Raw genomic sequence first — 16850 nt, 5'->3', positions numbered from 1 at the left:
GCGGCGGGCATGTGCAGTGGAGTCAACATGTCGAAATTTTCTTTACTGGCCATCGCAGTGGCCGGCGCCTGTACGCATGCCAGCGCTGTGGCGCAACCAACAACATCCGATCTTGAACACATTTCTGTCTACGCCAGCCGTCAGGCCAAGCCGGTCAGTGACGTCAATGCCAGTGTGACCGTGTTTACCCGGGCTGACATTGAACTCTATCAACCTAAAGACTTACCAGCGCTGCTGCAGTTATTACCAGGGGTGCAGCTGGCGCGTCAGGGCAGTCGTGGCCAGAACGTCAGTCTGTTTATTCGTGGCAGCAGTTCAAAACACAATCTGGTGTTAATTGACGGGATCCGGGTCGGCTCTGCCACCAGCGGCTATCAGGATTTATCGCAGTTGCCGTTGGAACTGATCGAGAAAGTTGAATTAATTCGCGGCGCACGCGCTGCGTACTACGGCTCGGATGCAGTGGGAGGCGTTATTGCCATTACAACCCGGCAAAATGATACAACTCAGTTGATGTTGCGCGGCGGCAGCAACGGACTGGCTGAATCGGCACTTCACACCGGCTATCGTCAGGACGACACCCGGGTTTTTGCGTCTGTGGGTTATAGCCGCGCGGACGGCATTCATGTGATGAAAGTCCCAATGGATTCAGACCCGGATCGGGACGGCTTTCGCAACCGATTCGTCCGGGCGGGCGCCAGCCAGCAGTTTAGTCAGGGCAAACTGGAGTTTAGTAGCCAGCTGACCCGGGGCGACGTCGAGTATGATGACGGTTCAATGCAATGGGGGCGTTATGCGGACCAAAGCAAAATTAAGTCTGACCTGTACCAGTTATCTGGCGAGTTCCGCCAGCAAGCGGCGGATGTAGCGCTGACGCATCAGATGCGACTGGCGTATAACCTGGATGACAGTCTGAATTATGGTAATGACCAGCTGCAACTCCCGTTTAAAACCACCCGTCAGGATGCTGAGTATCAGTTATCAGCGGTTTTTCCATTTCAGTTAAGCCTGGTCAGTGGCATCAGTACCAGACAAGAAGCGGTGGACTTTAAGACACAAGACTTCTCAAGCTGGGAACCGCCGGTAAAACTAAACATCATTGATGAGTCTCGCCGCACCCAAAGTCTGTTTGTCGCAGCGCAGCAACAAATCGACGCGCTGACGCTGGATGGCGCGGTACGACGTGACCTGACCTTAGAGTATGGTGGCAGCAATACCTATCAATGGGGTATGACCTATCAATTGGCTGCACCATTACAACTGCGTTTTAGTCAGGGCAGTGCGTTTAAAGTACCAACTTTTAACGATTTGTATTATCCGCAGTACAGCAACCCTGAGTTATTACCGGAACAGTCATTGTCGCGTGAAGCCGGCGTGCGGCTGGACCTTGGCGGAACGCATCAGATCCGGCTGGATGCCGTTCACTTTGTCCGCGATATGACCAACATGATAGCGTCAGACAGCAAGTACATTCCGCAGAACCTGACGCAAGCCCGTTTACATGGCCTGGAATATAGTCTGAGTGGCCAGACAGGGCTTGTAGAGCACCAGTTGATCGCCACCTATACCCAAGGTGAATATGAACTGGGCAAGGCGGGTTTACCGAATATTCCCAAGCAAAAATACAATTACCTGGTCAGCCTGAGTCACGGTAACTGGCAGTTCAGTGGCAACTTGTTATACCGCGATCAGGTCACGAACAAACTGACCAATGTGCAGCTGATCCGCTCTGCTTTTGTCGCAGGTGCCGGAACTTCGTATAAATTTAATGAGCAGTGGCAACTGCGGTTAAATATTGAAAACCTGCTGGACCGGCAATACATCACAGAATCTGGTTTTAGTACCTACTACCAGCCAGGGCGTGAATTCAGTCTGACTTTGCAGTCTTATTGGTTCTGATTGCGCGCTTTGGTGTTCTGAAATTAAAAAAACCGCTGCGGCGGTTTTTTTTACTTTTATGATCCGCTGAAATCCTGTTCAAGTTGTCGGTTGAATTGGACAATGTCGCCAGCAAGATTGTATGGGCCCAGGGCGGAAAAATTACCGAAGAGGCTCCTGCGGTTATTCAGCAATTGAGCGCCGAATCCCGCTTTATCTGCTTTGAAGTAACTTGGCGGACGAAAAACTGCCGTATATCTGAAGTATCCGGTCAATCTCGTAAGCGGCATTATGCTGTCTCTTTGTCCTGTCACCGAGCCGAAAAATGAACATGCAAAAATCTATCAACCCTTCGATGGCTGTTGCACTATTGGCATGCGTTTTGGTCCTGCCAACGGCACAAGCTTTTACCGTGCCTGCCGACGAATCCTGTAATAAAGTCCGGCGTTATGTCGCGAGGCAGATGGAAGATTGTCAGCATGTGATTGATAAGCCGTTGATTATTTCCGGCGGCCAGTGCCATGCCGAAGGTGTTACAACGTTATCCGACTATCCAACTTTGATGCAGCGGGATTTTCTGGCGCTGGCCTCTGCGCAAACCAGCTATATCGAAAATAACTACAAAGAAATGATCAGCCAGAGTATTTACGACATTCAGGCCAATGAGGGATTGGACCGGGTCAGCAGCATCAACGCCTATGTGCTGGGGGAAGTGCAGATGCAGATTGAGGGCGTCGTGGCTGCAGACGGCACAGTACCGGTTCTGCTGAATGGCTTCCATCTGCAGGGGATCGGTGAACTGAAAAAATGGCCGGCAACAGTGCGGGTGTTTTTGACCCTGAACAATGTGGAGATCCGCGGTTTTTACAATGTGCTTAGCCGGCAGCTACAGGCGATCCCGGACCTTTCCAAAGCCGAACCACAAGTGTCGCATCAGGTCGATGTGCCTTTTATTTTTAAGTTGCTGAACACACTTACGCCGAACATCATCAGAAAGCTGCAGGCAGAGCTGGGTCGTTTTAGCGTGCGTCTGTCCAATGCCTTAGGGGTTGGTGAAGCATTGCCGGCGCGGATTATTTATAACGCCAATATCCAGCCAGGTGTATTAGTCCCGTTGCGCGGCCTTGAGGGGAAACAACCCGGCGACAGCGTCAGTCTAAAAATCAGCTTTAACCATCGCCTGCTGGAATATAAAGATCCCAACGCCTATTTTGCTGCAGCGCAGTTTCCAGGCTGCGTCATTGAGTCTGATTGGGAATAATCGCGGACTTCACTGCAGCTCTGCCGTGATGTCTGATTCGCCTAAAGCTGCGGCGAAAGTCTGGCGGAATTTCGCCAGCTTTGGCGCAATTAAATAAGCACAATACGGCTGGTCAGGATTCTGGCTGAAATAATCCTGATGATAGGCCTCCGCCGGATAAAAGGTGCTGGCGCGACTGATGGCGGTGACGATAGGCGCGCTGTACTCAGGCTGCTTATCGGCAATAAACCGCTGTGCAACCTGTAACTGCGTCTCATCGTGGACAAAAATTTCCGAGCGGTACTGCGTGCCAACATCGTTGCCCTGGCGGTTTAACGTGGTCGGGTCATGCAGCTGAAAAAACATCTGCAGTAATAATTCGAAACTGACCTGTGCCGGGTCAAATTGCAGCTGCACAACTTCGGCATGGCCGGTGCTGCCGGTACAAACGGCGCGGTAATTGGCGGTGGCGCTGCTGCCGCCCATATAGCCGCTGACGACCTGCGACACGCCCTGTACCCGGGCCAACGCCGCTTCAATACACCAAAAACATCCGCCTGCAAAAGTTGCCAGTTGTGCCATCTTGATTCCTTACACCGATCTGCCTGTTGCCCGATAGCGTAGTCTAATACGACAAAGCAGGCCAACAGATGTGAAACAGGGAGAAAATTATGCGGATTGCAATTATCGGCGCAGGGATGACCGGAGCCAGTGCCGCCAGAGCTTTGGCTGGTGCCGGCGCTGAAGTGACCATCTTTGATAAGGGGCGCGGCCCGGGTGGACGCATGTCATCGAAACGACTGCAAACCGACCCGGCGGCCGGCGGATATTTACAACTTGATATGGGCGCGCAGTACTTCACCGCGCGCCACCCCTGGTTTTTACGCCAGGTGTTGCAATGGCAGCAGCAGGGGCTGGTGCAGCGCTGGGTGTTCGCGCCGCATGTCTGGCAGCATGGCTTGTTATTGCCATCCGATGATGCAGCCATTCGTTATGTCGGCACACCGGCGATGCATCAGATGCTGCGCGCCGAGCTGGGTACGCTGGACCAGCACTACAGTTGCACTGTGACAGAGCTCAGTTACAGTCAGAGCAGTTTCAGCAGCCAGCAATGTGGTGAGTGGACTGTCAGTACCGCTGATGGTGCCAGCTATGCCGGTTTTGATGCATTAATTCTGACCTGTCCGCCAGAGCAATGCCGGCAGTTGTTAACTACACAGCCGCTGGCCGAACGACTCCCGGCTGACCTGTTGTTGCCGTGCTGGGCTGTGGCGTTGCAGCTTGCTGAGCCGGTGACCCATCCGGCGGTGGGAATTTTCGGCAAGTCAGGCGCTTTGAGTTGGTGTGCACGCAATCATGCTAAACCGGGCCGTGTTGGTATCGCTGAGCACTGGGTGTTGCATCTGACTGCAAAGAGCAGTCTGCAGCTGCTTGAAGCCAGGCCGGAGGAAGTGGCCGCTGTTGCGGAGCAGGCTTTCAGTCACATCGTTGGTCAGAAACTTCAGGTGACCTCAGCGCTTTGCCATCGTTGGTTGTATGCCAGTTACAATGCAGAGCTGCCATCGCCCGGGGTTTTCAGCGAACCGGCGCAGCGGTTGGTGGTCGCCGGCGACTGGAGTTTCGGTGGCCGGGTTGAAAATGCCTGGCTGGCGGGCCTTATGGCTGCCAGTCAGCTGTTGCCGGCGCAGATTAAAGCACCAGACTTGTCAGCGACCGCAGCGGACTTTATGCTGGCTGCTGACTAGCAACAATATGGCAACGCAGTCACAGGGACGGCGTTCAGCAACGGAGTGATTATGGGATTATTCAGTGGGTTATTAGGCAATGCCGGCGCAGTCGAACTGGCTGATGTCGAAGCAGAGCTGGCGGCATTTCTCGCCGACGGTGAGCAGGCCGAGCAGGCGTTTAAAGTGCTGCGCGATATCATAGTGTTTACCAACAAAAGGCTGGTCCTGATTGATAAACAGGGCATTACCGGTTCGAAAAAAGAATATATGTCAGTACCTTACCGCTCCATCGTGCGCTTTTCGGCAGAAACCAAAGGTCACTTTGACCTCGAATCCGAGCTGCTGATTTGGCTCAGCAGCACCAATGAACCTATCCGCAAAACCTTTAGTAAAGACAGCAATATAGTCGCAGTGCAAAAAGCGCTGGCGACTTATGCCTGTCGCTAAACACTAGTGTTGCGCGGCCTTATCGGCATAAAAAGCCCGGCTTTTTGCCAGGATCTGGCAGAGCTCAGCGACGCCATCAAGGGTTCTGAGCGTGGCTCGGTGTAATAAATCGGCATTGGGCTGTGCCAGTTGTTTCAGCTGAACTGCCCGTAAGCTGGCAAATCGCTGTGGGAAGTCAGTCAGACGCCGGGTTTCAGTGGCAGATGTCGGCTGCAGGATAAGCTGCGGCTGACGTTGCAACAGCGCTTCGGCGCTGACCTGCGGATAAGCGCTGCTGGCGTCAGCAAAGACATTTTTGCCGCCGCACAGGCTCAGTGCCTGCATCGGCCAGGCGTCCGGGCCAATGGTTGACAACGGCTCGTCCCATAACTCGTAAAACACTGTCACTGTGGTTTGCTGCTGATATTGCTGGCGCAGTTTTACTAAGCGCTGGCGAAACTCCGCGGCTCGCTGCTTAGCCTGTTGCTGCTGACCGGTTAACTCGCCAAGACGTAGTAAATCGCCTGCGATATCATCCAGGGTTTTGGCTTCGAAGGCCTCAGTGCGGATGCCAAGGCTTTGTAGCCGGCTGATATCGGCGGCCGGACTGCCGCTTTGCCAGTACAGTACCAGATCCGGTTTTAACGCCAGAATACTCTCGAGTTGCAGGCCGGCATAGTTGCCAACCCGCGGGATTTTACTGGCAGCGGCCGGATAATCGGCGTGTTCGACGGTTCCGACAATCATCTCGCCGGCATCGATATTATATAACTGCTCGACCAGATGCGGTGCCAGCACCACCAGACGTGGTGGTGTCGCTGCCATTCCTTGAAAGCTACACAGAAGCAGCAGGGCAGTCAGCAGTCTCACCGGTTGGCTCCTCCCCAATCGATTTCTCACCAGTCCGTCCGTCACCAGTCCACTCCCTGCTGGGCACGGATGCCGGCATCAAAAGCATGTTTGACGTTTTGTACTTCGCTGACGGTATCGGCCAGTTCCAGTAGCGCACGGTGACAGCCACGGCCGGTGATGACGACATGTTGTTGTGGCGGGCGGGCTTTGAGCACCGCCAGTACTTCGTCCAAATCCAGATAATCGTAAGCGACCATATAAGTCAGTTCATCGAGCAGCACCAGCGCAATAGCCGGGTCTGCCAGAAATTGCCGCGCCTCTGCCCAGACTTGCTGCGCGGCGGCGCGGTCGGTGTCGCGGTTTTGTGTCTCCCAGGTAAAACCGGTTGCCATCACGGCAAAAGGCACACCATGCTGCTGCAGTAAATTGCGCTCGCCACAGGCCCAGCCACCTTTGATAAATTGCACCACCGCGGCTTTTTGGCCATGACCGGTCGCCCGGCTGACCATGCCAAAACCGGCGGTCGATTTGCCTTTGCCGTTGCCGGTGATCACCAGTAACAAACCTTTGTCCTCGGTGGCGGCGGCAATACGGGCATCCACTTGTGCTTTGAGTTTTTGCTGGCGTTTTTGATGACCGCTCTGGTCATCCGGCTGTTCGGTTTCAGAATTCATTGGCACTCCGGCGGCTTAATAACAACAAAAAGAAAATACTGCCGCACAAGGCGGTTAAGATACCCAGTGGCAGTTCTTGTGGTGCCAGCACAGTACGGGCGGCACTGTCGACCCAGATCAGAAAAATGGCGCCACAAAGGGCACTGCCAAACAACAGCGGGACCACCTGACTGCCGAACAGCAGCCGGACCAGATGCGGGATCATCAGGCCGACAAAACCGATACCGCCGCAATATGCCACCACAACAGCAGTTAACAATGCGCAGAGTAACAGCAGCACCAGCCGCCAGCGCTGCACCGCAACCCCTAAGCTTTTGGCCATATCATCAGACCAATTCAGTGCCGTCAGCTGGCGCCGGCCAAAGGCGCAGAGAACCAGCGTCAGTGTCAGCGTGATACAAAGCAGTTGCACCGCCGGCCAGTCGGCGCGGCTTAAACTGCCCATCAGCCAGAACATGATGCGGTTGGCGGCAAAGCTGTCGGCCTGATACAGCAACAGACTTGCGACGGCACTGCAAAAAAACGACACGGCAAGACCGGTCAACAGCAAAGTACTGATACTTTGCATGCCTTGTCGGGCGGCCTGCTGCGCCAAGGCCAACACCAACAGAATTGCAAAAATAGCGCCGGCAAAGGCCGCCACCGGCAACGCCAGCGCGGGTAACCATAAACTGCTGATAGTCGCACCCAGCGCCGCACCAGAGACCACACCAAACAAATAAGGGTCGGCTAGCGCGTTGCGGCTCAGCAGCTGCAACAAAGCGCCACAAACGGCCAGCGCAGCGCCGGCAAGCCCGGCCAGCAACACCCGCGGCAACCGCAGTTGCCAGAAGATCTCCGCTTGCAGCGCATCGCTGCGGCTCCCTAGCAGTAGCGAAGGGAGTGACACATCAACAGCGCCAATCTGTAGTGCCGCCAACAGGCTGGCAAACAGCAGACCGGCCCCGCATATAAGCCGCAGTGCATTTTTCATATCGGCTCCGGCGCGAAGGTCACCCGGCAACTGCCGGTAAAAGGGCTTTGGTCGACCAGACAAGGCCGGCCAAACACCTGCTGCAACAAATCCGGCTGCAGCACCTGCTGCGGTGTGCCGGCAGCAATCAGCTGGCCTTGTTGCAACAGGATCAGTTCATCACAATAAGTCGCGGCCAGATTGATGTCGTGGAAACTGGCAAGCACACAAAGGCCGCTGCGACGTAAAGTCGCCAGTAGCTGGTGCTGAAAGCGGATATCGAGGTGATTGACCGGCTCGTCGAGTAATAACAACTGCGCTTGCTGTACCAGCACGCGGGCCAGATGCGCACGCTGCTGCTCTCCGCCAGACAAGCGACCAAGCAGCGTGTCGGCTTGTTGGCTGAGCCCGGTATCAAGCAAAACACGATTGATGTTATCGCGGTCATTTTGGTTATCACGCTGCCACAGCGCTTTATGCGGTAACAGGCCTAAATGCAGCAACTGGCGCACTGTCATTTCGGTCGGTGCTTGTTGTTGGCTGAGAAAGGCTAAATGCCGCGCGCGTGCTGTCGCGGTATAAGCCGACAGCGCTTGTTGCGCCAGTATGATGTCACCGCGATCAGGCTGTTTGAGTCCGGCCAATAGCTGCAACAGCGTGGATTTGCCGGCGCCATTGGCGCCCAGCAGGCCGTAGATCTTGCCCGCTTTGAGTTGCAGGCTCAGTGGCCCTAACATAAAACCATCGGGCTGGCGTAATTCAAGCTGTGCACAGTGCAACAACAAATCTGACATGCGTTTTTTCACCGCAACTGCCGGCGGGTCCGGAGTCTGTAGCGAGGAGGATGCTGAATACTAACAAATATTCAACGCGCCGCCCAGCGCAGCCGGCAGTCCCAGGCAATGCTCAGGCAGGTTTTATCAAAGGGAAAGCTGATTGGGGCAAAGCGCGAAGAAGGTGCGGGAAGGAGAAAGCGGGGCGCAGCATAGCCGCGCCCCGGCAAGTTTACAGATCTGCTTTGTTATCGAGACTGTGTAGCTGTTTGGCGATATCCTGCGGCGAGCCGGTATTACGCGCCAGTGCGACATAAGCCACCGGCACTATGTACACCGTCAGCAAAGTTGCGACGCCGACGCCGGCACAAATCACCATCCCAATCACCATGCGGCTTTCTGAGCCAGGGCCTGAAGTGATAATCAGCGGAATACTACTCATCACTGTGGTAAAAGCGGTCATGGTAATAGGCCGCAAACGCTGCACGGCCGCCTGATGGATAGCGCTGGTAAACTCAACGCCGGCATCACGCAGCTGATTGGCAAATTCGACGATCAGAATGCCGTTTTTTGCCACCAGACCAATGATCATCACCAGCCCTATCTGGCTGTAGATATTCAGCGTCATGCCAGCCAGATAAAGGCCGCCAAGCGCGCCAGCCATGCCAAGCGGCACTGTCAGCATAATGACAAATGGATGGATAAAACTTTCAAACTGCGCCGCCAACACCAGATAGGTAATGATGAGCGCCAGCGCGAAAATCAGCAGCGTCGATTCGCCGCTGTTTTTATACATCAGCGACTCGCCTTTGTAGTCGATACCGCCGACATCTTTGATCTCAGTACGAACCACGCCTTCGAGATACTCCAGCGCTTCACCGAGGCTATAGCCTGGTGCCAGGTTGGCCATAATGGTGATAGCGCGCATCCGGTTGTAGCGGTTTAACGTCGACGAGGTGGCTTCTTCTTTTAACGTCACCAGGTTATCCAGCGGAATGAGTTGGTTTGAACCGCTGGAGCGCACATAAACCCCGGTGATACTGGTGGGGTCAGTGAAATCCGAATCGGCACCTTCGAGAATTAAGTCATATTCTTTGCCGCGGTCGAGGAAAGTCGTGACGCGCCGGCCGCCCAGCATTGCTTCCAATGCGCGGCCAACTACACCAACTGAAATGCCCAAATCGGCTGCCCGTTCGGTATTAATTTCCACCAGAATTTGCGGCACAGTCTCTTTGTAGTCGTGATCAAGCATCTGTAGGTTTGGGTTTTCCCGCGCTTTGGCCAGCACAATATCACGCCATTTCGCCAGCTCTTCATAGGTATTACCCTGAATGACAAACTGCACCGGCCGGCCACCACCACCGCCGCCACGGCCTGCGGTCAGGCCACTGCGCATATTGGTAAAGGCGCGCACATCGGACAGGTTATTAAGCTTCTGACCAATTTCCTGCATCAACTCCGGCGTACGGCGCTGGCCATTGTGCCAGTTTTCGCTGCCGACAATCGCCATACCGCCACTGTTGCCAAAACCTGGCACCCGGATTAACAACCGGTTCAGTTCGCCTTTTTCGTAGTAGGGCAGCAGGATATCTTCAATCAGCCGCATATTTTGTAAATTCGACTGATAGCTTGCACCTTCGGCCGGGCTCATCATGACAAAAAAGGTGCCGCGGTCTTCCTGCGGCGATAATTCCGACGGCAGTTTAAACACCAGAAAGACGCTGATGGCCATACAACACAACAGCAACAGCCAGCTTGGCCAGCGCACTGTGGTGACCATCTGCAGCTGGCGCAGATAACCGGCTTCAACTTTCTCCATCGCGTTGTGAATAAACAGGCTAAAGCCACGTTTTTCCTGCTGTACTTTGAGCATTTTGCTGCAGAGCATTGGTGACAACGTCAGCGCTGTAATGGCGGAAAACGCCACGGCGGCCGCGACCGCGAGGGCAAATTCAGTAAAAAGTTTGCCTAAATCACCTTGCATAAATACCAGCGGCACAAAGACCGCAATCAGCACCAGCGTGGTGGCGACCACGGCAAAACCCACTTCTCTGCTACCGTGATAAGCAGCGAGCAGCGGCGGTTGACCGCGTTCAATGCGCCGGTAAATGTTCTCCAGCACCACTATCGAATCATCGACCACCAGACCAATCGCCAACACCATCGCCAGCAGCGTCAGTAAGTTGATAGAAAAATCCAGCGCATACAGCACAGTCACAGCCGCTATCAGCGCCACCGGCACTGTGATCGCCGGAATAAAAGTCGCGCGCACACTGCCCAAAAAAGCAAAGATCACCAGCACCACCAGCACCATGGCAATGCCAAGCGTGACATAGACCTCATGAATAGATTCAGCGATAAATAACGAGGAGTCATAGCCCGGCACTATAGTTGTGCCCTGCGGCAGACTGGCGGAAATACGCTCCACTTCAGCGCGGACATTACGCACAACATCCAGCGTATTGGCTTTGGACTGCTTGATAATGCCAATCCCCAGCACGTTTTTACCGTCACTCCTGAATTCACTTTCTTCGTTTTCTGAAGCTAAAGTGACATCGGCAATTTCACCCAGCCGGACCAGATAATTGTTATCGCCTTTTTTCACCACCAGCCGGCGGTAGTCGTCCTGCGTTTTATAAGTACGGATCACCCGGACGATAAAATCGCGATCATGTGATTTGACATTACCGGCCGGCAACTCGACGTTTTCGTTACGCAGCACGTTTTCAATATCAGCGACTGTGACATTACGCGATGCCATCGCATCTTTATTCAGCCAGATGCGCATCGCATATTTGCGCTCACCGCCGATTTGCAGCCGCGCCACACCGTCGACGACCGAAAACCGCTCGACGATATAGCGGTTGGCATAATCGGTCAGCTCCAGGTTGGTCATGGTATCGCTGTTGAGTAAAAACCAGGCGATGGTGTCGTCATCGCCATTGGCTTTGACCACCTGCGGCGGGCGGGCCTGATCCGGCAACCGTTCCATCATGCGCGACACGCGCTCGCGCACGTCGTTGGCAGCGGCGTCGATATCGCGGTTGACGTTAAATTCAATAATGACGTTCGAGCGGCCAACCCGGCTGCTGGAACTGATATTGATAATGCCTTCCACGCCGCTGATTAAATCTTCGAGCGGCTGGGTAATTTTTGATTCGACAATTTCGGCGGAAGCGCCGGGGTAATCGGTGCTGATGGTTACGACCGGCGAGTCGATATCCGGATATTCCCGCAGCGGCAGCATGCTGAAACAGACGACACCAAAAATCACCAGCACCAGGTTGATCACGGTGGCAAACACCGGGCGTTTTACCGAAAGATCAGATAACAGCATCTGTTATTGCTCCGCTCTGGTGATCACCACGCCATTACGCAGTTTCTGGCTGCCTTGCGTGACAATCTCATCACCGGCTTTGAGGCCCGAAACGACTTCGACCAAACCTGGCAAACGCTGGCCCGGGATAATTTCGACCTGACGTACTTTGTCGCCAGCTTCCACGACAAAAACATAATGTTTACTTTGCAACGGCATCACGGCTTTTTCCGGGATTTGTACCACGTCCGTTTTGGCCAGTTCGACATGGACGTTCAGCAGCATGCCGGGTCTTAATTTTAAATCGGCATTATCGATCACGGCGTGCACTTTGACCGAACGCGTGACCGGGTCAATCCGCGGGTCTATCGCTTTGACTTTGCCGCTAAACAGGTGGCCGGCATAGGCGATATTATCAGCGCTGACCGGCATCTCGGTTTGCAGCGCAGCCAGATAACGTTCAGCGACATTAAATTCAACGCGGATTTTGCTGATATCATCCAGCGTGGTCAGTTCAGTGCCGCTCGCCAGATAAGCGCCGTTACTGACCTGACGCAAGCCTAACACGCCGTCAAATGGCGCGTGGATCACCAGTTCGCTGAGCCGCGCTTCCAGCGCATCAAGCTGCGCCTGGGTGGCGTTGACTTTGGCTTGTTGCTCGTCGAGTAACGACTGCGCGCTGGCCTGCGTGCGGGTTAAGTTTTTCAGCCGGGCCAGCTGGCGGTTTTGCTCCGTCATCAATGCTTTGAGTTCAGCGATGCGGGCACGTTCTTCGGTGTCGTTAAAGCGGGCGATTAAATCGCCTTTTTTCACCGGCTGCCCTTCGCGGATATTCAGTTCAATCAGATAATCACTGCTGGCATTAACGATGCGGGCCGAGTCATAGGCCAGCGCCGTGCCTAAGGCGTCGACTTTGCGGGTGATTTGGGCACTTTGCACCTGACTGGTGGTGACGAAAATGCTGCTGTCGGCTCTGCGGTTTTGTTGTTCCGGTGTAGCATTACTCAAGAACAGATAGAGCAAAAAGCCGGCTAACAGTAACAGCAGGATCCAAATCAGGCGGGAATGTTTATTCAATGTCAAAACTCCGAACGGTGTCATTCAGTAAAACCTGATGTATTGTAGGGAATCGATGCCGGAATGGATGTCGGTATTATCGCAGCACAAGGTCGATTGGTCGTATCATTTAGCCTGGCTGAGGAGAAGTTGCAAATGGCAGAAAAAAAATGTGAAAGGTGCAGAATGATTCGGTTTTATCTGATCTGGACCATTCTGATGAGCATATTGATGTATTTTTATCTGAAGACAATTTGATGGACAGACAGTTTTTTTCGGCCTCAGCGCGTGGTGGCGCCGTGTTATTTCTCAGTGCTGCTTCGATGTTTTTGTTCGGCATTCTGTTGCTGGCGGTGCGCGCAGATTTGGCCAGTTCACAAGCCTGGGTGTTATGGTTTTTGCTGACCGCAGTGGCGGCTTTTGTCGGGCTGAAAAAGCTGGCGGCGCCGGTGGTCTTAGTGGAGGCGACGGCAGAGGCGCTGATTTATCATCATCCACGTGGCAGCTGGCGTTTAGCCTGGCAGCAAGTCGCACATGTCCAGCAGATTGAGCTGCAGGGGCGGGAACTGGCCTGGATTGGTGTCCGTCTGCACAATTACGATGAGTTGCTGCAGACCATTCCGCTGCGGCTGGCCGTGCGTTTATTAATTGAACAGCGGGCTGTGCTTATTGCCGCAGCCGGCGGCGCTTGTCCAACCGGGCGCTGCGCCGGCGATTATCTGGCGGATGCGACAGAATTTCGCACACAGCAGCGTTTTTATAAAGGTGTGCAGGCGATGTTTGGCCAGCGCATGGCGAATTTACGGCAATTGCTGCAGACCGATTTACTGATTCCCGCCGACTTCAAAGATTGCTCGGCACGGGAGTTCAGTCAGTTTATCAACCGGCAACGGTTGAATTTTACCCCAGAAAACAACGGCTAGACACACTGAAACCGCTGGTACATAATGCAAAAAAAGTCCCCCAGCTGATTTGGTGAATTCGAAAATGAGTACATACGAAAGACCGTTTCTGGTCAGTGGCCGCAATACAATTATTCACAAGCAGAAAAAACTCGATCTGGTCATTATTAACGGCGATAACGATCCGGTGGTTTTAGTGTCGCGCACCGGTGTGAAAAAGTTTGACGAACCTGTGCCGGCAAACCGGGTTGAAGCCAAAGAGCGTTATATGGAACTGGTTGATATCGGCAGTTCAGATGTGTTTGGCGAATCAAAAACATTATTGTTTGTACAGGCCTTAAACAATAAAGAATACAAAATTGATTACAGTAAAGTTGGTACCGATTTGTTTATCCGGGTGCACCAGGAAAACTATATATAAAATCACTTCTGCTGGTACTGGAACACATTTGCTTGCTTTCAGACCAGAATTTTGTTTCAGTAACCTCACTGTTCATTTGCCTGAAGTGATGTTGTCGTGAATAAAGTCGTTATGCAGTTCGGCAAGGATCAAGATTTCATTGAAGTCAAAGTCGCCGTCGGATTGAATGATTTGACCGCTCAGGCCGTGCGCGATGCTTTGCATGAAGCAGGCTACGGCCGCTGTTTTATCCTCACTGAACAAATCAATCAGTTACTCGCCGATTATCAGGCGCTGCAAAACGACATCAAATTAAACAAACTACAGGAAGGCGTGGTTATTCGCCGCAAAATCGCTGAGCGTCGTGACGCTGTTGTGTCTATTCAGGCCGCACCGGACGGTATGACGGCTGTGGCGGAAATAATCGCAGCCTGGGGCGGCGCACCAGTGTCGGCTAACGAACTGGTGAAAAAAGCGCAGGAGCAGGGCGTCAGTTTTGGTTTTCAAAAAGACGCGATAGTGCAGTTAGTGGGCAGCGCCAGCAGAGCTGAACCCGGCAGCAAATCGTCGCAGGTCATTGCGATTGGCCGGGTCATGCAGCCTGGTCAAAATGCCCGTTTTGAAGCCTTAGTTGAAGGTTTAAATGTCCGGCCAAACCGGCCTTTGCAGGTCAGCGAGTCTAAAGTCGATTTACGCGATTTTGGTGTCATCCCTTCTGTGCAAAGCGGCGACGCAGTGATGCGTCGTCTACCGCCGACTAAAGGTGTCGACGGAGTCTCTGTACGGGGTGATATTACTTTAGCCCCGCCGGGCCAGCAGGTTGAATGGAAACCCGGTGAAGGCACGGAAATCAGCCCGGCCGACCCGGATTTGTTAATTGCAAACCGGGACGGCATGCCAAGAGTGCAGGACGCCGGTGCTGCGGTTGATGAAGTTTATGCCGTGAAAAAAGTCGACCTGAGCACCGGCCATGTCCAGTTCAAAGGGGCAGTCATTGTCAATGGAGACGTCACTGAGAGCATGAAAGTGATCGCCGGCGGCAACGTTTTTATCAAAGGGGTCGCTGAGGGTGCTTTGATCGAATCCGGCGGCGATATACAGATTGGTGGGGCCATCATTGGCCACCAGTTTTCGGCGCAAGAGCCACATATTGAAAGTTACAGCACAGTGGTGCGAGCCGCAGGCACCATTCGTTGTGCACTGGCGCAATATGCCCGCATTGAATGTCAGGGCGATTTTATCGCCGTCAAACAGATTAACCATTGTGATGTGACGGCCCGCAGCGTCATTGCCGGTTCAGAGGACAAACTGAACGGTAAGATTGTTGGCGGCCGCTTTTATCTGGATTTTGGCCTGAAAGCCGGTATGTTGGGTTCATTGTCGGAAAGTTCGTTGCAAATCAACCTGAACCGACGCATTGACCCGGTGCTGGAAAAACAGCAGGCACTGAAGCAAAACATCGCTATGGTGAAACAGGAAATGGAACAGATCCGCCAGTCGCTGGAACAAATGAAACAGCAGGAGCGTTCAGCCGCAGTGCTCGAGCAGATGAAATATCTGGTCGATGATTTCGAAGCGCAAAAAGCGATAGCACTGGCGTTGATTGAAGATGTGAAGCTACTCGAAGTGGACCGGCTGAGTAAAATGGCCGAAGTACTGGTGCTGGTCAAACAGGAAATGTACGCCGGTGTTGAATTTCGCCTGGGGGCCGAGGTGTTACCAGTCAAACGGGAGCATGGTCCGAGCAAGATATTGATGCAGGACAATCGATTGCTTATAGACCCATGGGTCAACTGATAAAACCGACCAATCCCCACAGTTCTGCGACTTTAGCCGCAGCATTGACCACAGCTAACTGATAAAATTACTGCCAAAGCTGTTGCGGATCACGCCATGAAATTAGCTGCGATTATTCTCTTCTGTTGTTTGCCGTTATTCGCTGTGGCCAGCGAATGCAAAATGGCATTTCGCCACGGTATTTTAATAGCGCCGGATCAGATCCGCATTCAGACCGATTACCGCACTCAGTATCAAATCAATGATGATCAACAACTGTTTATTCAGGGCGAATTGCAACAGCTTTCGGCCGATGATGTGGTCGTGTTGCAAAAATACAGCCACAGCCTGCGTAAATTTGTACCGCAAGTGGTTGGCATTGCCGTTGACAGCATGGAGCTGGGGTTGCAGGCAATTGAAAGCATGCTGGTTGGGGTTGGCAGTAAAGCGCAGCAGGAAGAGTGGCAGGCGCTGGTGCGGGAGACGACCTATCAGATCATGTCACGTTTTGTCCGCAGCGGTGAGCATTTTTATCTGGCACCACAAAGCCTGAACGAAATGGATGCATTTTTGCACGGCGAGCTGAAAAACAATTTAAATGTACTGGCAAAAAACACTGTTGGCGCCGTCTGGCAGGCGTTACGTGATGCACTGCAACAAACTGACGACAATTTTGAACTGAACGACAGCCGCGACTGGCAGCCGGTAGAGCAACTGGTTGACAAAATTAATCTGGGGCTTGATGCTAAAGCCGAAGAGCTGGAAGCCAAGTCCTTGTTATTCTGTAACCGCCTGGTTGAAATTGACCAGATAGAAACCGAACTGCAGCAAAGAGTGCCGGGCCTGGCGGCTTACGATGTGGTGATCGCCAAGTAACA

At 53.4% G+C, this 16850-nt stretch carries 15 protein-coding genes; 8 read left to right on the top strand and 7 right to left on the bottom strand.

Annotated elements, in window-relative coordinates:
- The first annotated feature begins 27 nt into the window (after positions 1–27).
- Together ABNT34_RS14130 and ABNT34_RS14125 are read left to right on the top strand one after the other, a co-directional pair.
- Positions 28–1899, top strand: coding sequence for a TonB-dependent receptor (locus tag ABNT34_RS14130; protein ID WP_348732699.1), 1872 nt, complete (start codon positions 28–30; stop codon positions 1897–1899).
- Between the two features lie 310 nt (positions 1900–2209).
- Positions 2210–3139, top strand: coding sequence for a hypothetical protein (locus ABNT34_RS14125; protein WP_348732697.1), 930 nt, complete (start codon positions 2210–2212; stop codon positions 3137–3139).
- A gap of 9 nt (positions 3140–3148) precedes the next feature.
- Here ABNT34_RS14125 and msrA read toward each other — a convergent pair whose 3' ends face one another.
- Positions 3149–3700, bottom strand: coding sequence for a peptide-methionine (S)-S-oxide reductase MsrA (gene msrA, locus ABNT34_RS14120; RefSeq protein WP_348732695.1), 552 nt, complete (start codon positions 3698–3700; stop codon positions 3149–3151).
- Positions 3701–3789: 89 nt separating this feature from the next.
- On the opposite strand from msrA, the gene ABNT34_RS14115 reads away from it, so the two are divergent.
- Positions 3790–4863, top strand: coding sequence for an FAD-dependent oxidoreductase (locus tag ABNT34_RS14115; RefSeq protein ID WP_348732693.1), 1074 nt, complete (start codon positions 3790–3792; stop codon positions 4861–4863).
- Between the two features lie 51 nt (positions 4864–4914).
- Positions 4915–5292, top strand: coding sequence for a PH domain-containing protein (locus ABNT34_RS14110; protein ID WP_348732691.1), 378 nt, complete (start codon positions 4915–4917; stop codon positions 5290–5292).
- 3 nt (positions 5293–5295) lie between these two features.
- Here ABNT34_RS14110 and ABNT34_RS14105 read toward each other — a convergent pair whose 3' ends face one another.
- The 6 genes from ABNT34_RS14105 to ABNT34_RS14080 form a co-directional block, all read right to left on the bottom strand.
- Positions 5296–6141, bottom strand: coding sequence for a helical backbone metal receptor (locus ABNT34_RS14105; RefSeq protein WP_348732689.1), 846 nt, complete (start codon positions 6139–6141; stop codon positions 5296–5298).
- 41 nt (positions 6142–6182) lie between these two features.
- Positions 6183–6797 (bottom strand): cob(I)yrinic acid a,c-diamide adenosyltransferase, encoded by a 615-nt coding sequence (cobO, locus tag ABNT34_RS14100; RefSeq protein WP_348732687.1) that lies wholly within the window; start codon positions 6795–6797, stop codon positions 6183–6185.
- On the bottom strand, positions 6787–7770 hold the full coding sequence (locus ABNT34_RS14095) for an iron ABC transporter permease (protein ID WP_348732685.1): 984 nt from the start codon (positions 7768–7770) through the stop codon (positions 6787–6789). The genes cobO and ABNT34_RS14095 overlap by 11 nt, the downstream gene beginning before the upstream one ends.
- On the bottom strand, positions 7767–8555 hold the full coding sequence (locus tag ABNT34_RS14090) for an ABC transporter ATP-binding protein (protein WP_348732683.1): 789 nt from the start codon (positions 8553–8555) through the stop codon (positions 7767–7769). Before ABNT34_RS14090 ends, ABNT34_RS14095 begins: the two co-directional genes overlap by 4 nt.
- Before the next feature lie 199 nt (positions 8556–8754).
- On the bottom strand, positions 8755–11859 hold the full coding sequence (locus ABNT34_RS14085) for an efflux RND transporter permease subunit (protein ID WP_348732681.1): 3105 nt from the start codon (positions 11857–11859) through the stop codon (positions 8755–8757).
- A 3-nt stretch (positions 11860–11862) separates the two neighbouring features.
- Positions 11863–12915 carry an efflux RND transporter periplasmic adaptor subunit gene (locus ABNT34_RS14080; protein WP_348732679.1) on the bottom strand — a complete coding sequence of 351 codons (1053 nt, stop codon included), beginning with the start codon at positions 12913–12915 and terminating at the stop codon, positions 11863–11865.
- A gap of 236 nt (positions 12916–13151) precedes the next feature.
- On the opposite strand from ABNT34_RS14080, the gene ABNT34_RS14075 reads away from it, so the two are divergent.
- The 4 genes from ABNT34_RS14075 (at position 13152) to ABNT34_RS14060 (ending at position 16848) form a co-directional block, all read left to right on the top strand.
- Positions 13152–13817 (top strand): DUF2982 domain-containing protein, encoded by a 666-nt coding sequence (locus tag ABNT34_RS14075; RefSeq protein ID WP_348732677.1) that lies wholly within the window; start codon positions 13152–13154, stop codon positions 13815–13817.
- 64 nt (positions 13818–13881) lie between these two features.
- A complete protein-coding gene (locus tag ABNT34_RS14070) occupies positions 13882–14217 on the top strand; it encodes a hypothetical protein (RefSeq protein ID WP_348732676.1) in 336 nt (111 codons plus the stop codon).
- Between the two features lie 96 nt (positions 14218–14313).
- Positions 14314–15993, top strand: a complete 1680-nt coding sequence (locus ABNT34_RS14065; RefSeq protein ID WP_348732674.1) for a FapA family protein — start codon at positions 14314–14316, stop codon at positions 15991–15993.
- Positions 15994–16089: 96 nt separating this feature from the next.
- The gene (locus tag ABNT34_RS14060; protein ID WP_348732672.1) at positions 16090–16848 is read left to right on the top strand and encodes a DUF2884 family protein; all 759 of its coding nucleotides are present in this window, start codon (positions 16090–16092) and stop codon (positions 16846–16848) included.
- Positions 16849–16850: the final 2 nt, after the last annotated feature.

Source organism: Rheinheimera texasensis (genome assembly GCF_964031785.1).
GTDB classification, from domain to species: domain Bacteria; phylum Pseudomonadota; class Gammaproteobacteria; order Enterobacterales; family Alteromonadaceae; genus Pararheinheimera; species Pararheinheimera texasensis_A.
The sequence above is the reverse complement of the archived record's forward strand: the minus strand, read 5'-3'. Positions and strand labels throughout refer to the sequence as shown.

Coding starts and splice junctions, on each gene's coding strand:
- ABNT34_RS14085 (WP_348732681.1), bottom strand. CDS start 11,859: ATGCTGTTATCTGATCTTTCGGTAAAACGCCCGGTGTTTGCCACCGTG.
- ABNT34_RS14095 (WP_348732685.1), bottom strand. CDS start 7,770: ATGAAAAATGCACTGCGGCTTATATGCGGGGCCGGTCTGCTGTTTGCC.
- ABNT34_RS14060 (WP_348732672.1), top strand. CDS start 16,090: ATGAAATTAGCTGCGATTATTCTCTTCTGTTGTTTGCCGTTATTCGCT.
- ABNT34_RS14125 (WP_348732697.1), top strand. CDS start 2,210: ATGCAAAAATCTATCAACCCTTCGATGGCTGTTGCACTATTGGCATGC.
- ABNT34_RS14075 (WP_348732677.1), top strand. CDS start 13,152: ATGGACAGACAGTTTTTTTCGGCCTCAGCGCGTGGTGGCGCCGTGTTA.
- ABNT34_RS14115 (WP_348732693.1), top strand. CDS start 3,790: ATGCGGATTGCAATTATCGGCGCAGGGATGACCGGAGCCAGTGCCGCC.
- ABNT34_RS14110 (WP_348732691.1), top strand. CDS start 4,915: ATGGGATTATTCAGTGGGTTATTAGGCAATGCCGGCGCAGTCGAACTG.
- ABNT34_RS14070 (WP_348732676.1), top strand. CDS start 13,882: ATGAGTACATACGAAAGACCGTTTCTGGTCAGTGGCCGCAATACAATT.
- msrA (WP_348732695.1), bottom strand. CDS start 3,700: ATGGCACAACTGGCAACTTTTGCAGGCGGATGTTTTTGGTGTATTGAA.
- ABNT34_RS14130 (WP_348732699.1), top strand. CDS start 28: ATGTCGAAATTTTCTTTACTGGCCATCGCAGTGGCCGGCGCCTGTACG.
- cobO (WP_348732687.1), bottom strand. CDS start 6,797: ATGAATTCTGAAACCGAACAGCCGGATGACCAGAGCGGTCATCAAAAA.